Genomic DNA, 15,292 nt, shown 5'->3' with positions numbered 1-15,292 from the left:
AGCGCGACGTAACCCCCTGCCATGGGGTGTATTCCTCTCTCTCTGCACTGAATGCACATGTGGCGATCGGCCGTTCTTTCCTCGTCGGCCAGGATGCGGCCTACACCTTGCCGTCGCTATGACCGCTTGCGTTTGACGTGAATGCCCCACGGGTGCATCTTGATCCATCGCCTACCGGGAAGGCAGATGTTCGAGATTCCAGATAAGGTTGCGATCGTCACCGGATCGACAAGGGGCATCGGTTTGGCGATAGCACAAGCTCTTGGGCAGGCTGGAGCCAAAATTGTCGTCTCGAGCCGCAGGAAAGAGAATTGTGAGGACGGTCTTAGGCATCTCAAGTCACAAGGGATTGAAGCGATTTCTCAACCTTGTAACATGAGCAAAAGGGATCAGGTCGAACAACTCGTCAATAAAGCCGTTAGCCAGTACGGTCGTCTTGACATCGTCGTCGGCAACGCAGCTGCCAATCCCTTCTATGGGTCTCTAACCGACATTGAAGACGCCGCTTTTGAAAAGATCTTTGCCACCAACTTGCAGGGCAATCTTTGGCTCTGCAAGGCGGCGCTTCCCTATATTGTGAACGCTGGCGGCGGATCGGTGATCATGATTTCGAGCATTGCCGCCCTGCGCGGCTCTAAGGGCGAGTGCCTATGGGGTTTCCAAGGCTGCGCTGATCCAGCTGACCCGCAATTTGGCGGTTGAGTGGGGTCCGAGCGGTATTCGAGTTAATTCCATAGCGCCCGGCCTCATCAAGACGGAGTTCGCGCGGGAATTGTGGGAAGATCCGGAATGGCTGGAGAAGATCGAAAATCGCACGCCCCTTCGTCGAATAGGGACGCCGGAGGATATTGCCGGGGTGGCTCTGTTTCTGGCGTCCGATGCGAGCGCCTATGTGACTGGGCAGGTCATCGTCGCAGACGGAGGCGAACTGATCTCCTGAATCCCCCGCCACGAGCACGGGCCGAACCTCATGAGTTTTGCAGTCCACCCCCTTGACGCCAACCTCAGCGCTTCAGCCGAACGGTATCCCACCAAGCCCGCGGTCTACATCGAAGATCGTGTAGTTACCTATAAAGAGCTCGATCAACTGGCAACTGCGGTGGCCGCGTTCCTGCAATCCAAGTTGTCGATAGCGCGCGGCGAGGCAGTGCTGCTTATCCTCGAAAACGACCTGGAATTCATCGTTTCCTATTATGCGGTGCTGCGGGCCGGAGGCGTCGTCGTTCCCATAAATCCCAGAAAGGCCGCGCGCGAAGTCCAGCAAATCCTGGCTGATGCGAAGCCCGGGCTCGCGGTTACATACGGCGAGCAGGCTTCAGTCTTGCTGGCGGGGCCGGTTGAATGCCTGCGCGGCGGCTTGATCGTTGGTGCCCCAGAGAAAAAACGATTGGATGTCGGCCTCGCTGGACAGCGGTGGAAATCCTTCGAGCAGGCCACAGAATGCGGAGAGATGGTTGCAAAGCGAGGGGGGCAAGGCGATGACCTTGCGCTTATCGTCTATACATCGGGCACGACAGGCGATCCGAAAGGGTGCGCACACCTCCATGTCGGGGTCCAGCGCGCTATCGCAAGCACGCGCAAAGCCAGCGCTATCACGTCGGATGACGTCGCCCTGGTAAGCCTTCCACTTTATCACGTCACCGGCATGCAAAGCTCCATGAACGTGCCGATCGCAGCGGGCGCGGCCCTTGTCCTTGCAGGGCATTGGAATGCTGAGATCGCCGCAAAGTTGATCGAGCGTCACAAGGTCACGTGCTGGCGTAACGTCGCGACCATGATGAAAGATTTTGTCGAAGCGACAAGCATCGCAAGGTACGATCTATCGAGTCTGAAATTCCTGGGTGGCGGTGGCGCTCCCATGTCAGTTTCCTTGCACGAGCGGGTCCATGCTGTCACCGGGCTGCACTACGTCGAGGGGTTCGGCATGACTGAAACCATGGCGGCGACGCACATGAATCCGCGCGCTGCGCCGAAGCCGGGATCGATCGGCCTCCCGCTCGAGGGTGTTGAAGCGAGTATCGTCTCACTTGACACAGGAGAGCCTTGCGAGACTGGCGTCGATGGAGAGCTCGTCATCGTCTCACCGCAACTGTTCAGCGGATATTTCGGCCGACCGGCGGAAACGGAGGCCACCTATATGCATCGCAATGGGAAGAAGCTCTTTATGACAGGCGACATAGGCCATGTGGATGCCGACGGCTTCTTCTACATCACCGATCGCCGCAAACGGATGATCAACGTTTCCGGATTCAAAGTCTGGCCTGCCGAGATCGAGAAGGTGCTAATGTCCCATGCCGATGTCGCCGACGCGGGCGTGATTGGCATCGAAGACGAACGGCGCGGACAGTCGGTCAAGGCTCTTGTCGTGCTGAAGCCGGGTAGACCGGAGGAGGACGCTTCTGCAAAATTAACCGCATGGTGTCAGGAGAACTTATCGTCGTACAAGGTTCCACGAATTTTCGAGTATAGAAAGTCGCTTCCCCGTACATCGACAGGAAAGCTTGAATGGAAGGCATTGCGTTAATTGTATGTCAATATGATTGCGCGCCTTTATTCGCGCCTCGCTCACCGAGCGTGCTCGCCTGTTTCAGTCGCCTTTGACTCAAAGCTATGGGACCGGTGGGCAAAAATTGTCGGCCGCAGGCGATTGCTCAGGTGTGTGCCTTTAGGACATTGCCGCGCCGCGTGGCCATCGCGGAGGCAGGGCCCGTGACATTGTCAAGACCGACTGGCCTTGTGTCTCTTTCGTTTAGATTCAGTGATATTAGCATGCGCGCATATATTTAGCAGCCGGCGTCGGCCACTCGCAAACTCCGCCTGTTCAGGCGCGGCACCTTTTCCACCGCACTACCCCCGCAAAGGACGGATGGCCGCCGCGTTTCATCCGCCCTTGGCCTTGCCCTGGGTTCGGCCGCCAGTCGGTGGGCGGCGAGCCCCGTGCGTTGCAGCGGCGGCGTGTAGAGCACATAGCCGAGCTCAACCACACGATGGGCGGGTTTTGCTTCCATCAGGCAGAGCCACCCAAGCGCCTTGCCATCGGGACCGTCTACCGTGAGGAAGGCTCGCTTGGGATCCGCCACCAGGGCGACGACATGCTCGGTGAAAGCCTGTTCGGTGGCGAACGGCCCCACTTTCATATCGACCCAGTGGCATGCATATGCTCGTCGTGCGAGAGCGGGTAGAGACGGGATGCGTCTCTTTCGGCGTCGAGCGGGCGCAGGCGGCCCCGGCGACCAACCAACACGATGGCGGCGGGAACCGGAGCGTCGCCCGTCGGGATCTCGCCCGGGTTCGGATTTGATGACATTGTCGCCCGGACGCGCTGGCTAGTTCCAGTAGCGAAACACTCGGCCCATTCTGTTGGGCATCATGAAAATCTCCTCCGCGCGGCGAAACCCGGCATCACGCCCCATGCCGAGCCATGTGTCGGCGGTTTCGGGGAAGTCGGCCACAAGCATATGCCGTTTCATGGCAGCGCACTCCTCGTCGGAAAGGGTTGACCATCTATCGCGCTGCAAGGAGAAGCGGGCGAGCCAGGCGGCGCGATCCTCTCCCTCGAACAGGGTCGGCTCCCAGATGACGAATAGGCCCGGGCCGCCCAAGGCCCTGCGGGCGTGCCGCATCAGCCTCGCCTTGCCTTCGGTCGCCAGGTGGTGCAGCGACATGCCTATCCAGATCACGTCGACGGGTTCCGACCAGTTCGCCATCGCTTCCGCGAAATCGCCGCGGCGCAGCTCGACCGGGCACGGGAGCCCGTCGAGCGCGATCGGCCAGCCTCAGTGACGCTTCCGACCGGTCGATGCCGACATAGCCGCCGACCGCGGTTGTCTTCAGCATCGCTGCGGAGGCAGTGGCATCGCCGCATGCCACGTCGAGGAATCGAAACGACCCTGGGGCATGCTCGACGAGCAGATCGCGCAGGAGCCCATAGACCTCGCGGTGAAACATGAGGTTGGTGGCCACGACCCTGCGATAAGTCTCCAGCTCCTTATTGAAAATGTCCTGGGTGCCGGTTGCCTCGTCAGCTGTCGTCACCGGCATGCTCTCGCTCGACGAACTTGCCATGTTATCCTCCCAAGGAACATTGATGGGACACCGCTAGGGGGCGGCACCCTCTGCGTAGAGATGCAAGGCGCGGAAGACCGCCGTGTGGCCAGGGGTCGCAATACCGAACTTGATGCCCAACTCGTGCATGCGTCCGGAAAGCCAGGCGACCTCGATCGGCTTTCCTCTTTCGAGGTCGTTGGCCATCGACGATTTTACGTGCGGGGGGAATGCGGTCCATCTGGTTATGACGCGCCCTTCGAACCCATCGGCCATCGGATGGCCAGCCGCCGCCGCGACCGCCATCCCCTCGTCGCGCAGCTGCTCTACGAAGATACGTGCCTCGGGGTCGTCGAGGATCGGACCGATCCCGGAGCGCATGAGCGACGTTCCTCCAGAGAACGCAGCAAGTGTCACGAACTTCTCCCACAGCACATTGTCGATGTCGGCAACCGGCTTCAGCTCGAGCCCGACAGCACGATCGCAGAGCGCCTGAAGATCCTTGATGAGAGGCTCGCGGTGCCCGCCGACCAGGATGTGACGCAGCCCGCCAGCGTGGACGACTTCGCCGGGCTGTTTGATGAATGCGGACAAGTAGGTGGCTCCGCCAATCACCTGGTCGCGAGGAACATGACGACCGAGCGTCTCGACGCTGTCGATGCCATTTTGCAACGTCACGATACGCGTATTCCTGCTAATGAGCGGTCCGAGCGCTGCGGCGGCCTTCTCACTGTCGTAGAGCTTGACCGCAAAAATCGCGAGATCGACGGGACCGATGTCGGCCGGCGCGTCGCTCGCGGACACACTGGGGAGAAAGACGTTGCCGAGATCGCTTTGAATTCGCAGGCCGTCCTGGCGCATTGCCTGCAAGTGGGCACCGCGAGCGATGAAGCTGACGTCGGCCCCCGCCTCGACGAGCCTTGCGCCGAGATAGCCGCCTATGCCGCCCGCCCCTATCATTGCGATCCGCATGCGTCCCCCTCGACACCAGCTGCCGCCATTGGCCGCGCGAAGCTGGAGAAGCTGGAATGGCATTCGCCAGCCTGACCAATATTAGCATTCCCTTCAATACAAGGCCAGCCGACAGGGTTGACACGGCAGACCCAACGATAAGAAAGATTCAGCAGAATTTCAGAAATCTTCCGGTACGCGCCGGTTCTTTGGCTTCATTGTTCTCAGAAGGGAACGAACCGGATGAGGTCAATTATGTCAACGAATGAGGATACGCGCCAAGCCGCCCGGCAGGAACTCCTGGAATATGCATCCACCGTCATGGCTGCGTCGCCTTGTGCGCCCATGCCTGGAACAATGTTCGAGATGCTGGAGATCATGACCATGGAGAGGCGCATGACGTCCAACCAAGGTGAAGGTGGATCAAATTCTCCTGATCCCTTGACGTCGAAGCCGATCAAGACACCAATAAGGCAGCGTTTGGTCGAGTTGGTCAGATCGGCATTCGATGTCTGGGGAAAACGCAGGGCGCGTACTGGCACTTGGCAGTTGCGAGCTTGATCTTGCGCGCGGGCAGCTTCTCCGCGACGGGAAACCTGTTGCTCTGCGCTCCAAGGCGTTCGATCTGTTGACCTATCTCTGCAGGAATGTTGGACGCGTCGCGACCAAATCGGAACTGATGTCAGCGGTTTGGCCTGATGTCTTCGTGACCGAGGACTCGCTGACGCAAGCGGTCAGGGAGTTGCGAAAGGCACTGCAGGACGAAAGCCAAACCATCATCCGTACGGTCGCCAAACGTGGCTACGTCCTCTCGCTACTCGAGACGCCAAAGCAAGAGCGCTCCGGACAGCCGAGCGTCGCGGTGCTGCGTTTCAGCAATGAAGGCGCGCCGGAAGACACCCCTTTGATCGACGGTTTCGCCGAGGACATTGTCAACGCGTTGGCTCGCTTTGGAACGATCGTTGTTCTGGCGCGCAATTCCGGATTTGCATTTGTCTCCGACGCCGCTTCCGATTGGCGTGCCATTGGCGACAGTCTTGGCGCAACCTATCTGGTTCGCGGCAGGGCGACGACTCGCGCGGACGGCATGCGGGTCACCGTCAGTCTCATTGCTGCTTTGACGGGTGGCGTCCTCTGGAGCGATACTTTTTCCGCGTCTGGCGGTCAGATCTTCGACATGCAGGAAGAAATCGCCCGCCGCGTGGTGAACCGGCTGGTCGCTCGGCTCGACGATGCAGGCGTTAAGCAGGCGACCCCAAGGCCTCCCGACAGCCTGGCCGCATACGAGCTTCTCTTGCGTGGACTGGCCAGGCTGCGCGGGTATGGCGATGATGACAACAAGGCTGCGCGCAGTCTTTTCCAGGCTGCGGTCGAAAAGGACCCGAGCTACGCCCTGGCGCATTCCTACACCGTGCTCGCCGATCTCATTATCGCTGGCTATGCCGAGGCGCCCCCGACATTGCTTGGTTCGCTGATCGATCGCGCGGAGTGTGCGGTGACCTTGGCGCCGGAAGAGCCGCGCTGCCATCGCGTGCTCGCCCAGGCTTTGATCTACGCGCGCCAGTTCGAAGCAGCTGAGCATCATCTTCAGCGCGCGCTCGACCTCAATCCCTATGACGCCGATACGATTGCGCAAATGGGATTCCTGCTCTCTATGAGAGGCAGGCCTCTTGAAGCACTCGCGGCGATTGACAGTGCGATACGGATCAACCCGATTCATCCTGATTGGTACCACTATGATCGCGCCATCGCGCTATACTCAGCTGGAGACTACAAGGCCGCGCTTGTCAGCATGTCCAAGGTCCCCTCAAAATCCCCCTGGCGACTGACAAGGTTGGCGGGGTGCTACGCGCAACTCGGCGAACTGAAGGAAGCTCAGCGCACTATGGCAGAGGTCAAGCGTATAGCGCCTGACTTTTCGCCGATGCAATTTGCGCAAACCGGGACTGCGTACGAACATGCAAGTGATCTTGAACATCTCGTTGGGGGTGTCGCCAAAGCGCTCGCAGCCTACGACGACCAAGGCTAGGGTCGGCAGTCCAACGCGTCATGCATCTCTGCACGAAGCTAACTTGGCGCTCGCGATTCAGACGCAGAAACCAAATGACCCTAGGTCGACCGGCTAAGACGACGCATCCTAGTTGCCTCTTCGGCTCACATGAGGCGCAACTAGGGCCTCCAGCGTGGTTGCCGCTATTGTCTGCTTTCAGTGGTCGGAAGTGACTGGGTTCTAACAGCCGACATGGGGCGCAAAGCTGGCGTTCAAAGGCTTTTAGGGCAGACCTGTGCAGCTGGCCAACATTCGACATCACAATGTCCGGCAATCGCCCGTTTCGCGAACAGCGATACCTGCTCGGAGCTTATAACTCGTTTGCGCCACGAATTGTCCCTACCCTCGAAGTTTCCAGCGTATCATTTTGGGGCCGACTGCAGACGGTCGGCTTTCGGCTAGGTCGCTTGGAAGCCGCCGTTCCAGACCGCGACCTTCGAAGATACGATCTCATCCGGCTCGATGACCGCAAAAGTATCACAAAGAATTTTGGAACCATGCGCTGCAACGGAAACATCTTAAGACCTGATGCACACTTCCCTTGCAATGACGACAGCGGCACTGCGGATGCCAAGCACCGCCAACAGAAGCGCAGCTACCACAATCGCGCATAGCCATTTCGTGGCGCGGACAATGGTCATGTCAATGCCATCGCGGCATATGAAGGCTAGCTTCGCTCAGAGTAGCCCGCACTGATGCGGCCCGCCCGTTGTTTAGATGGAAGCTATGGATCCAGTGCCAGGGAATTTTTTCAACACCCCAAGGTCGGATTTGCTCCTGACGTATTGCCAAACGTCAAAAAAGATTCAACCGTTTGTCGCGCCTTCGTGCAACCTCTCGTAATGTCATCTCAATAGAAGTTGGGCGCGCCGCCGACGTGCTTGTAGACTTCCGCGACATTGCCAGAGGTCACGGCTACCCCCGGCAGCACAATCCACGGCGGCACAGCATTGCCGGTCAGCCCGACAATCGCGGCCATCGCCGCGATCTCGCCCTGTTCGAAAGGCCGCTGCGCGGCAACTCCCTTGACGATCGTTCCTTCAAGAAGGGCCTCAGCGATCGCGCTACCGAGATCCACCGTGGTCATGACCGGGATCCGGGAGCGGCCAGAAAAAGCCGGCAGCGATGCAACTGCTGGCTCGTCCCAGACGACAAACAGTCCATCCAGGTCAGGATTGGCATCGAGGTAGAGACCAACCGCGCTGCCGGCATTTGCTGGCACTTCAAATTTCAGCTGCGTCAGTGTGATGTCCGGGCGCTCGTGCTGCATCCACTTGCCGAATGCGATCTCACGCTGCGCCGTCGCAAAGAAGTCGACATTGTAGGCAACCACGCAGACTGTGCCGTTCTGCCGGATGTGCGGCGAAATTAGACTGGCGGCGATCTGGCCAAGGCCGAAATTGTCCGACGATATGACGCTTACATAGTCGGTCTCCTGAAGCAGGCCGGAAGGCGCGTTGTCGAGTAGGATGAGCTTGATCCCGGCGACCGCCAGTTTGCGGAAAGCTGCGGCCACGGCCGTGCTTCCGACGGGGATGCTGATCACGGCATCAGGCTTCGATTGCACCAGCCGCTCGATCGCTGCGATCTGGGTGGCCGCGTCGTAGCCGCAATCGACGATGTCAACGACGACGGCGCCGGCCAGCTCCAAGCCGGCCTTGATGCCCGCTATCTGACGCTGCGCCCAATCCGAAGCGGTCGTGTGCAGCACGATCGCCACGCGGAAGGCTCTTTCCCTGGCGCGCTCCAGCATGTCGGCAGATGGGAGCAGCAATTCGGGAGATGCCGGCCGTTCGCCGTGTGGCCCCAAACCTGCAACCAGTGGACGCGCGACGGACGAAACCGGCAACGCACATCCAGACGGAATTGCTGCATCAGCTCTCTGCATCCCGTTGCTCCTCCCGCCCGCCACCTCTGCGGGGCAGCTTTATTGGATCGAACCTACCGCAGGGGTTCGGGTTTGCAAGCATCACGGCTGACCGCGGTGACTGCGCGACAGCGGGCGGACTGCACGCTCAACCGCCAGTCATAGCAGTCTTCTCGGCAACGGCCAGCAAACCGGTAACCCCGGCGTGGGCAAGCGGCGTGCCAGATACGATCCATTCGCTGAGGAACGCTGGTGCGAACAGTTCAGTCACGGCGACGGTTGCGGCACCGACAAGTCCAGCTGACCGCCCCATGCGCGAATGGACAATACTGATATCGCGGCTGATGAGCGGCTGCGCGTGCCCGTAGATACCCTCCCGGATCGCCGCCAGGCAGATGTCCCCCGTTTGGGACAGTTCGCCGCCGAGAACGATCATCGACGGGTTGAGCATATTGGCCAACGTCGCCAGAACGGTCCCGATCAGCCGTCCGGACTGCGCCAGCAGGTCGGCCGAGAACGGATCGCCAAGGCGGGCCGCCGTGCCAATGTCTGCCACCGTCACCTTCCCGGTCGCGGCGAGCGTTTCACCGAGAAGACGGCTTCGTCCCTCTTTCGCCGCGCGTAGGCCAGCTTCAGCGATGGCATCGCAGCCGGCGACGGTTTGCAGGCAGCCAACATTGCCGCAACCGCAAATGCGCTTGTGCGGCTCGCCGGCGTAAATATGCCCTATCTGTCCCGCTATGCCTTGCGCGCCACGATGCAGGCGCCCGTCGACGACGATTCCGGCGGTGATATCCGAGCCAAGGTCGACATAAAGCATGTCGCGGCTTGCTTGTACTGAAAGGGCGCTTAGTTCACCCATCGTTTCCATCTGCACGGCGCCCCGCACCCAGACTGGCGCTTGGAAACGATGTATCAAACGTTCCAGAAGCTTCGCCTCGTCCCAAGCAGGCATCGCGCTAAGCTTGGGGACGGCCAGGCTTTTCGAGTCCTTCTGCTCAACCGCGCCCGGCGCCCCCAGACCAATCGCCCACAGCGGAGCACCATCCTTGCCGAGCGACCAGTTGAACAGCGCCTCGAGCCGATTGAACAGTGCCTGCGCTGGGGAAGCGGCGTCAAAATCCTCGTAGTGCTCAAGGATCAGCCGCCCGTCCAGATCGGCGAGACCAAGGCCGATGGTGTCGCCGTCGATGTTGGCAACCAGAATGCGCGCGGCCTCCGATCGGAACCGCACCAGTCGCGGCGCGCGCCCGCCTATGGAGCGCCCGACACCGCCTTCGTCAACAAGGCCGAAAGCAGCAAGCGTCGACAGCCGGTCCGTGACCACGGCGCGTCCTAGCCTGGCCTCTCGTTCGAGGTCGAGGCGCGTGCAAGTCTCACTTGAGCGCAGAATGTTGAGAAGCGAAACAAGACTCTGGCGTTCGGCTTCGAGGGCTTTTACGCGATCGGCCGCCGCCGGAGAACCTGTCTCCCCGGATCGATCTGGATCCGCAACTGCGGTGCCTCCCAAGCCAGTCCTAGCCACAGCCGATTGCTCCTTTCTGGTCCACCATGGACGAGCACTTTCAGAAGACGCAATGCCCAATTTTGTCCCTAACACAGAAAGTAGTTTGACTTTTGTTTTTTATCAACTAAAGGTGCGTTTGCAAATACAAAAGCATTTGAGCCGTGTCGGGAGGAGACGCCATGACTGCTTGGAAGCTGGCCTATCACGCCAATTGCTGGGGTCCGCTTGGGGGCGACGCCGTTGGTGTGACCTCCATCAACCGTTTGGCCTACCGGACGTTCGGGGACATGGCCGAGGCCGCGCGCGATATCGCGGCAGCGGGCTATGATGGTATTGAGTTCTTCGACGGCAATGTCGTGGAAAGCGAAGGCGACGATTACGCCGCTATGCGCAAGATCCTCGCCGACACGGGCCTGTCGCTGGTCTCGGTCTATACTGGCGGCAACTTCATCTTCGCGGACATCCTTGACGAAGAACTGGCGCGCGTCACCAAGGCAGCGGACGCAGCGCGGGCGCTCGGCGCCGAGCATTTGGTTGTTGGCGGCGGCGCGCGGCGCCACGACGGGACGCGCCAAAGCGACTACGATGCCTTGGCTTCTGCGCTCGACAAGGTGATGGCAATCGCCGCGCAGCGCAGCCTGAAAGCTCACTACCACCCCCACCTTTCCACCATCGTCGAGAACCCGGACGAGGTTCGGACGATCTTCGGCAAGACCGCGATCGGGTTCTGTCCGGATACCGCGCATCTGGCCGCTGCCGGAGGCGACGTGGCAGCGATGGTGCGCGAGCACGCGTCACGCATTTCCTACGTCCACCTCAAGGGCTGGCAGCGCGACCCGTTCGCCTTCGTGCCGGTCGGCCGGGGCGATTGCGACAATGGCGCCGTGATCCGGGCCCTGAAGGACATCAGTTACACGGGTTGGATCTGCAACGAACTCGACGCCTGGGCCGATCCTGCCGCCGGAGCGCGGGAAAGCCACGCCTTTGTGCAAGCGGAACTGGCGAAAGTCTGAATTTGCCGACCGGCGTTGCCGCCGGGAGGCGTCTGTAACTGCAATAACGAAAACCAAACAATATCAGGGAGAAAACACCATGCGCATGAAAACCTTGCTTCGGTCGACGGCAATCTGTCTGACGGTCGGCTTGGGCCTCGCCTCGAACGCCGCTTATGCCATCGATCCTGCCCAGGCGCTGACCGAGATAGGCCAGCATGTGATGAGCCTCGGACCTAACGGCGAGAAGCCGGAAGCCGCCTCGAGCGTCAAGCTCACCGATGAGGAACTCGCCAAGATCAAGGACATGCACGCAAAGGCCGCCATTGTCATGCACTATGCCGGCAACGACTGGTCGCAGGCGCAAATCGAAGGCCTAAAGGCGCAGTTCGCTACCATGGGTATCGAAGTTGTCGCCGTTACCGACGCGGGCTTCAAGCCCGACAAGCAGGTGTCCGACCTCGAGACCGTAATGGCCCAGAAGCCCAATATCATCGTGTCGATTCCGACCGACCCGGTCGCGACCGCAGCGGCCTACAAAGCGGCGGCCGACGCAGGCGCCAAGCTCGTCTTCATGGACAACGTGCCGAAAGGCTTCGTAGCCGGCAAGGACTACGTCAGCTCCGTCTCGGCTGACAACTACGGCAACGGCGTCGCCACCGCGCACCTGCTGGCACAGGCTCTTGGCGGCAAGGGCGATGTCGGACTGATCTTCCATGCAGCCGATTTCTTCGTCACCAAGCAGCGCTACGACGCCGTCAAGAAGACGCTGGCCGAGAACTATCCGGACATCCACGTCGTCGCCGAGCAAGGCATCGGCGGTCCCGACTTCTCAGGCGATGCCGAGAAGGCGGCAGGCGCCCTGCTCGTCGCCAATCCAAGCATCAAGGGTATCTGGGCAGTGTGGGATGTGCCCGCAGAAGGCGTCATCTCCGCCGCCCTCACCAATGGCCGGGACGACCTGGTAATTGTCAATTGCGACCTCGGCGAAAACGTCGCCATCAACATGGCGAGCGGCGGTCCGGTTAAGGGCCTGTCAGCGCAGCGGCCCTACGACCAGGGCGTGACCGAGGCAATGCTGGCCGGCTACGGTTTGCTTGGCAAGCAGGCGCCGGCCTATGTCGCGCTGCCGGCACTGCCGGTAACCAAGGCCAATCTCGCCGATGCCTGGCAGCAGGTCTACCACAAGCCGGTCACCGACAAGATCAAGCAAAGTATGCAGTAGACTTCGCAGACAGGTCCTCCCGGTGGAGATGGGTTCGGCCGAGTTCGAGCAGAAGCGCAACGTTTCTGTCCGGCAGGCCGAACCATTCGTCCCACCCGACGCAACCTTTGTTTTGCCCTGGGTGTTGTCATGAACACTGCCAACGCAGCCGAAGCCGTCCGAATGCGAAATGTCAGCATGCGTTTCGGCGGTGTCCGGGCGCTTGACGACGTTCATCTCGACGTTAGCCCGGGCGAAGTGCACGCACTGCTCGGTGAGAACGGCGCCGGCAAGTCGACAATCCTGAAGATTCTGCGCGGCGTGCAACCGCCAAGCTCCGGCACGGTCGAGATCGGCGGCGTGCCGCTAGCCACCTTCACCGCCGAGGCAGCGCGCAATGCCGGTGTCGCTATGGCGTTCCAGGAAATGAGCCTGATTCCGACGCTGACGGTGGCGCAGAATGTCTTCCTCAACCGTGAGATCAGGACCAACTCCGGGCTCATCGACGACAGAACCGCGGCGGCCGAATCGCGAAAGCTTTTCGCGCGCATGGGCGTCGAGATCGACCCCAACGCCAAGGTCTCGGACATTCCGGCTGGACACCGACAGCTTACCGAGATCGTCAAGGCGACCTCGCAACCGTGCAAGGTGTTGGTGTTGGACGAGCCAACCACTGCGCTGTCGCAGAACGAAGTCGAGCGGCTGTTCGAATATGTGCGCCAGCTTCGCGGCCAGGGCGTCGCCATCGTTTATGTCTCGCACCGCATGGACGAGATCTTCCGCATAGCCGACCGCGCTACCATCTTGCGCGACGGCAAGCACATCATCACCGCGCCGATGTCGGAATTCACGCTGGAATCGATGATCGCCCATATCATCGGCCGACGCTCTCGCGGCTTCTCCGACGTGGTGCGTGAGACGGCGACTATCGGCGAAGTGCTGCTCGAAACACGCGGCCTTTCGGGCTCCGGCAAGCCGATCGGTATCGATCTGACGCTTCGCCGCGGTGAAGTGGTCGGCGTCGCTGGCCTGCTGGGCAGTGGCCGCTCGTCGCTGGCGCGCGTGCTGGCCGGGGTCCAGCCGATGACTAGTGGCGAGATCCGGATCAAAGGCAAGGCGGTTTCGATCGCCAAGCCGCGAGATGCCATCGACGCCGGCATTGCGCTGGTGCCGGAAGACCGCGCCCGTCAGGGGTTCGTCGCCTTCCATTCGGTGGAAAGCAACATCGACCTACCCAACCTTGATCGCCTTTCGACGAAGACATGGGTCGATCGCGCCAAGTCGGCGGCACTGGCGGAAAGCTCGATCCAGCGCCTGCGCATCAAAACCGACTCGCGCAAAGCGACCATCAGGACGCTGTCGGGCGGCAATGCGCAGAAGGTCGTCATCGCCAAATGGCTGGCGACCGAACCGGAGGTGCTGATCCTCGACGAACCAACCGCCGGCATCGACATCGGTTCGAAATCGGAGATCGTGACGCTGATCCGCAACCTCGCCAAATCCGGCAAGGCAATCCTGGTGCTGTCGTCGGAGTTGCAGGAACTGCTCGCCGCTTGCGATCGAATCCTGGTGATGTCGGAAGGCCGCATCGTGCGCGACATCGCCCGTCACGATCTCGATGACGCCACCAAGGTAGACTCGATCGACAGTCTTCAGCACGCCGAACAGAAACTCAACAAATTCATGCAGGAAGCCCGCGGAGGAATTATCCAATGACCGACACGGCCGCATCAGCGAGCAAATTCTCGGCACTGGCCAACTGGCGTGAATACATCATCTATATCGGCTTCGTGGTTATCTTCCTCGTCTTTGCCGCTACGCTGGGCGACAGGGGCTTTCTCGACCCCAACAACCTGTTGAACATTATCCGTCAGACCGCGATCATCGCCGTGGTCTCGGTGACGATGACCTTTGTGCTCAGCACCGGCGAGATCGACCTGTCGGTCGGGGCAGTCGCGGGCCTCGCTTCCGTCGCCACGGCAATGGGCATCGACCAGTTCGGCATCCCCGGCGGCATCCTTTACGGCCTGGGCACCGGCGTCGTCGTCGGCGCCGTCAATGGCTGGCTGACCACCGGCATCGGAATTCCCTCGTTCCTCACCACGCTGGCCATGATGGGCATCGCACGCGGCGTCGCCATGTGGATCAGCGGCACGGCGGCGATCCCCATACTGAGCAAGCCCTACGCGGCGATCTTCGGCGCCGGTAACCTCGGCCCGATACCAAGCCTGTTGATCTGGGTGGCAATCATCGGCATCGCCGGCCACATCGTGCTTCGACGCACCACGTTCGGGCGGCGCGTGCTGGCCACCGGCGGCAACGAGACATCGGCACGCTACTCCGGGGTCAACACCGCCTCTATCAAGTTCCGCGTGTTGATGCTGTCGTCCGTGGCGGCCGCCTTTGCCGGCATGCTCTATGCGGGCCGTCTCCATTCCGGCCGCTTCCAGTTCGGCGAAGGCGACGAGCTTTCGGTGATCGCCGCGGCCGTGCTTGGCGGCACCAGCCTGTTCGGCGGTGCCGGCACGGTGGTCGGCTCTATCATGGGCGCGCTGATGATCGGCCTGATCAACAACGGCCTCGTGCTGATGGGACTGGAATTCAGCCAGCAGCTGATCGCCCGCGGCGCCATCATCATCATCGCAGTCGCCATCAGCCAAACGCGCAAGCGTTAGGC

At 60.9% G+C, this 15,292-nt stretch carries 12 protein-coding genes and 1 pseudogene; 8 read left to right on the top strand and 5 right to left on the bottom strand.

Annotated elements, in window-relative coordinates; translation table 11 throughout:
- The first annotated feature begins 186 nt into the window (after nt 1–186).
- Nucleotides 187–940 (top strand): annotated as a pseudogene (locus JG747_RS36760) (SDR family NAD(P)-dependent oxidoreductase).
- A gap of 30 nt (nt 941–970) precedes the next feature.
- On the top strand, nt 971–2,524 hold the full coding sequence (locus JG747_RS36755; protein WP_019863624.1) for an AMP-binding protein: 1,554 nt from the start codon (nt 971–973) through the stop codon (nt 2,522–2,524).
- Nucleotides 2,525–2,783: 259 nt separating this feature from the next.
- Here the strand turns inward: JG747_RS36755 and JG747_RS36750 are convergent, their stop codons facing one another.
- The 3 genes from JG747_RS36750 to JG747_RS36740 all read right to left on the bottom strand — a co-directional run bounded on the left by JG747_RS36750 (nt 2,784) and on the right by JG747_RS36740 (nt 5,016).
- On the bottom strand, nt 2,784–3,137 hold the full coding sequence (locus JG747_RS36750) for a hypothetical protein (RefSeq protein ID WP_019863623.1): 354 nt from the start codon (nt 3,135–3,137) through the stop codon (nt 2,784–2,786).
- 189 nt (nt 3,138–3,326) lie between these two features.
- A complete protein-coding gene (locus JG747_RS36745) occupies nt 3,327–3,707 on the bottom strand; it encodes a class I SAM-dependent methyltransferase (protein WP_019863622.1) in 381 nt (126 codons plus the stop codon).
- Between the two features lie 391 nt (nt 3,708–4,098).
- Complete coding sequence (locus JG747_RS36740; protein WP_019863621.1) at nt 4,099–5,016, bottom strand: ketopantoate reductase family protein; 918 nt, start codon at nt 5,014–5,016, stop codon at nt 4,099–4,101.
- Between the two features lie 56 nt (nt 5,017–5,072).
- Between JG747_RS36740 and JG747_RS36735 the strand changes: the two genes are divergently transcribed.
- Complete coding sequence (locus JG747_RS36735) at nt 5,073–5,264, top strand: hypothetical protein (RefSeq protein ID WP_199201983.1); 192 nt, start codon at nt 5,073–5,075, stop codon at nt 5,262–5,264.
- Between the two features lie 239 nt (nt 5,265–5,503).
- On the top strand, nt 5,504–7,024 hold the full coding sequence (locus tag JG747_RS36730) for a winged helix-turn-helix domain-containing protein (protein ID WP_199201982.1): 1,521 nt from the start codon (nt 5,504–5,506) through the stop codon (nt 7,022–7,024).
- An 871-nt stretch (nt 7,025–7,895) separates the two neighbouring features.
- On the opposite strand, the gene JG747_RS36725 is transcribed toward JG747_RS36730, so the two are convergent.
- Both JG747_RS36725 and JG747_RS36720 read right to left on the bottom strand, forming a co-directional pair.
- Nucleotides 7,896–8,765, bottom strand: coding sequence for a substrate-binding domain-containing protein (locus JG747_RS36725; protein WP_167626485.1), 870 nt, complete (start codon nt 8,763–8,765; stop codon nt 7,896–7,898).
- Between the two features lie 295 nt (nt 8,766–9,060).
- Nucleotides 9,061–10,239 (bottom strand): ROK family protein, encoded by a 1,179-nt coding sequence (locus JG747_RS36720; protein ID WP_019863617.1) that lies wholly within the window; start codon nt 10,237–10,239, stop codon nt 9,061–9,063.
- A 359-nt stretch (nt 10,240–10,598) separates the two neighbouring features.
- Here JG747_RS36720 and JG747_RS36715 point away from each other — a divergent pair, with 359 nt between their 5' ends.
- The 4 genes from JG747_RS36715 to JG747_RS36700 all read left to right on the top strand — a co-directional run bounded on the left by JG747_RS36715 (nt 10,599) and on the right by JG747_RS36700 (nt 15,290).
- Entirely contained in the window at nt 10,599–11,432 is an 834-nt protein-coding gene (locus JG747_RS36715; protein WP_019863616.1) for a sugar phosphate isomerase/epimerase family protein, read from the top strand.
- A 79-nt stretch (nt 11,433–11,511) separates the two neighbouring features.
- Nucleotides 11,512–12,636 (top strand): substrate-binding domain-containing protein, encoded by a 1,125-nt coding sequence (locus JG747_RS36710; RefSeq protein ID WP_199201980.1) that lies wholly within the window; start codon nt 11,512–11,514, stop codon nt 12,634–12,636.
- A gap of 129 nt (nt 12,637–12,765) precedes the next feature.
- Nucleotides 12,766–14,331: a sugar ABC transporter ATP-binding protein gene (locus JG747_RS36705; protein ID WP_199201979.1), complete on the top strand. Its 1,566-nt coding sequence runs from the start codon at nt 12,766–12,768 to the stop codon at nt 14,329–14,331.
- Entirely contained in the window at nt 14,328–15,290 is a 963-nt protein-coding gene (locus JG747_RS36700; RefSeq protein WP_199201978.1) for an ABC transporter permease, read from the top strand. The genes JG747_RS36705 and JG747_RS36700 overlap by 4 nt, the downstream gene beginning before the upstream one ends.
- The last annotated feature ends 2 nt before the right edge of the window (nt 15,291–15,292 follow it).

The sequence above is a fragment of the Mesorhizobium sp. 131-3-5 genome (genome assembly GCF_016756575.1).
In the GTDB taxonomy this organism is placed as follows: domain Bacteria; phylum Pseudomonadota; class Alphaproteobacteria; order Rhizobiales; family Rhizobiaceae; genus Mesorhizobium; species Mesorhizobium jarvisii.
This window is presented reverse-complemented; position numbering and strand designations above follow the sequence as displayed.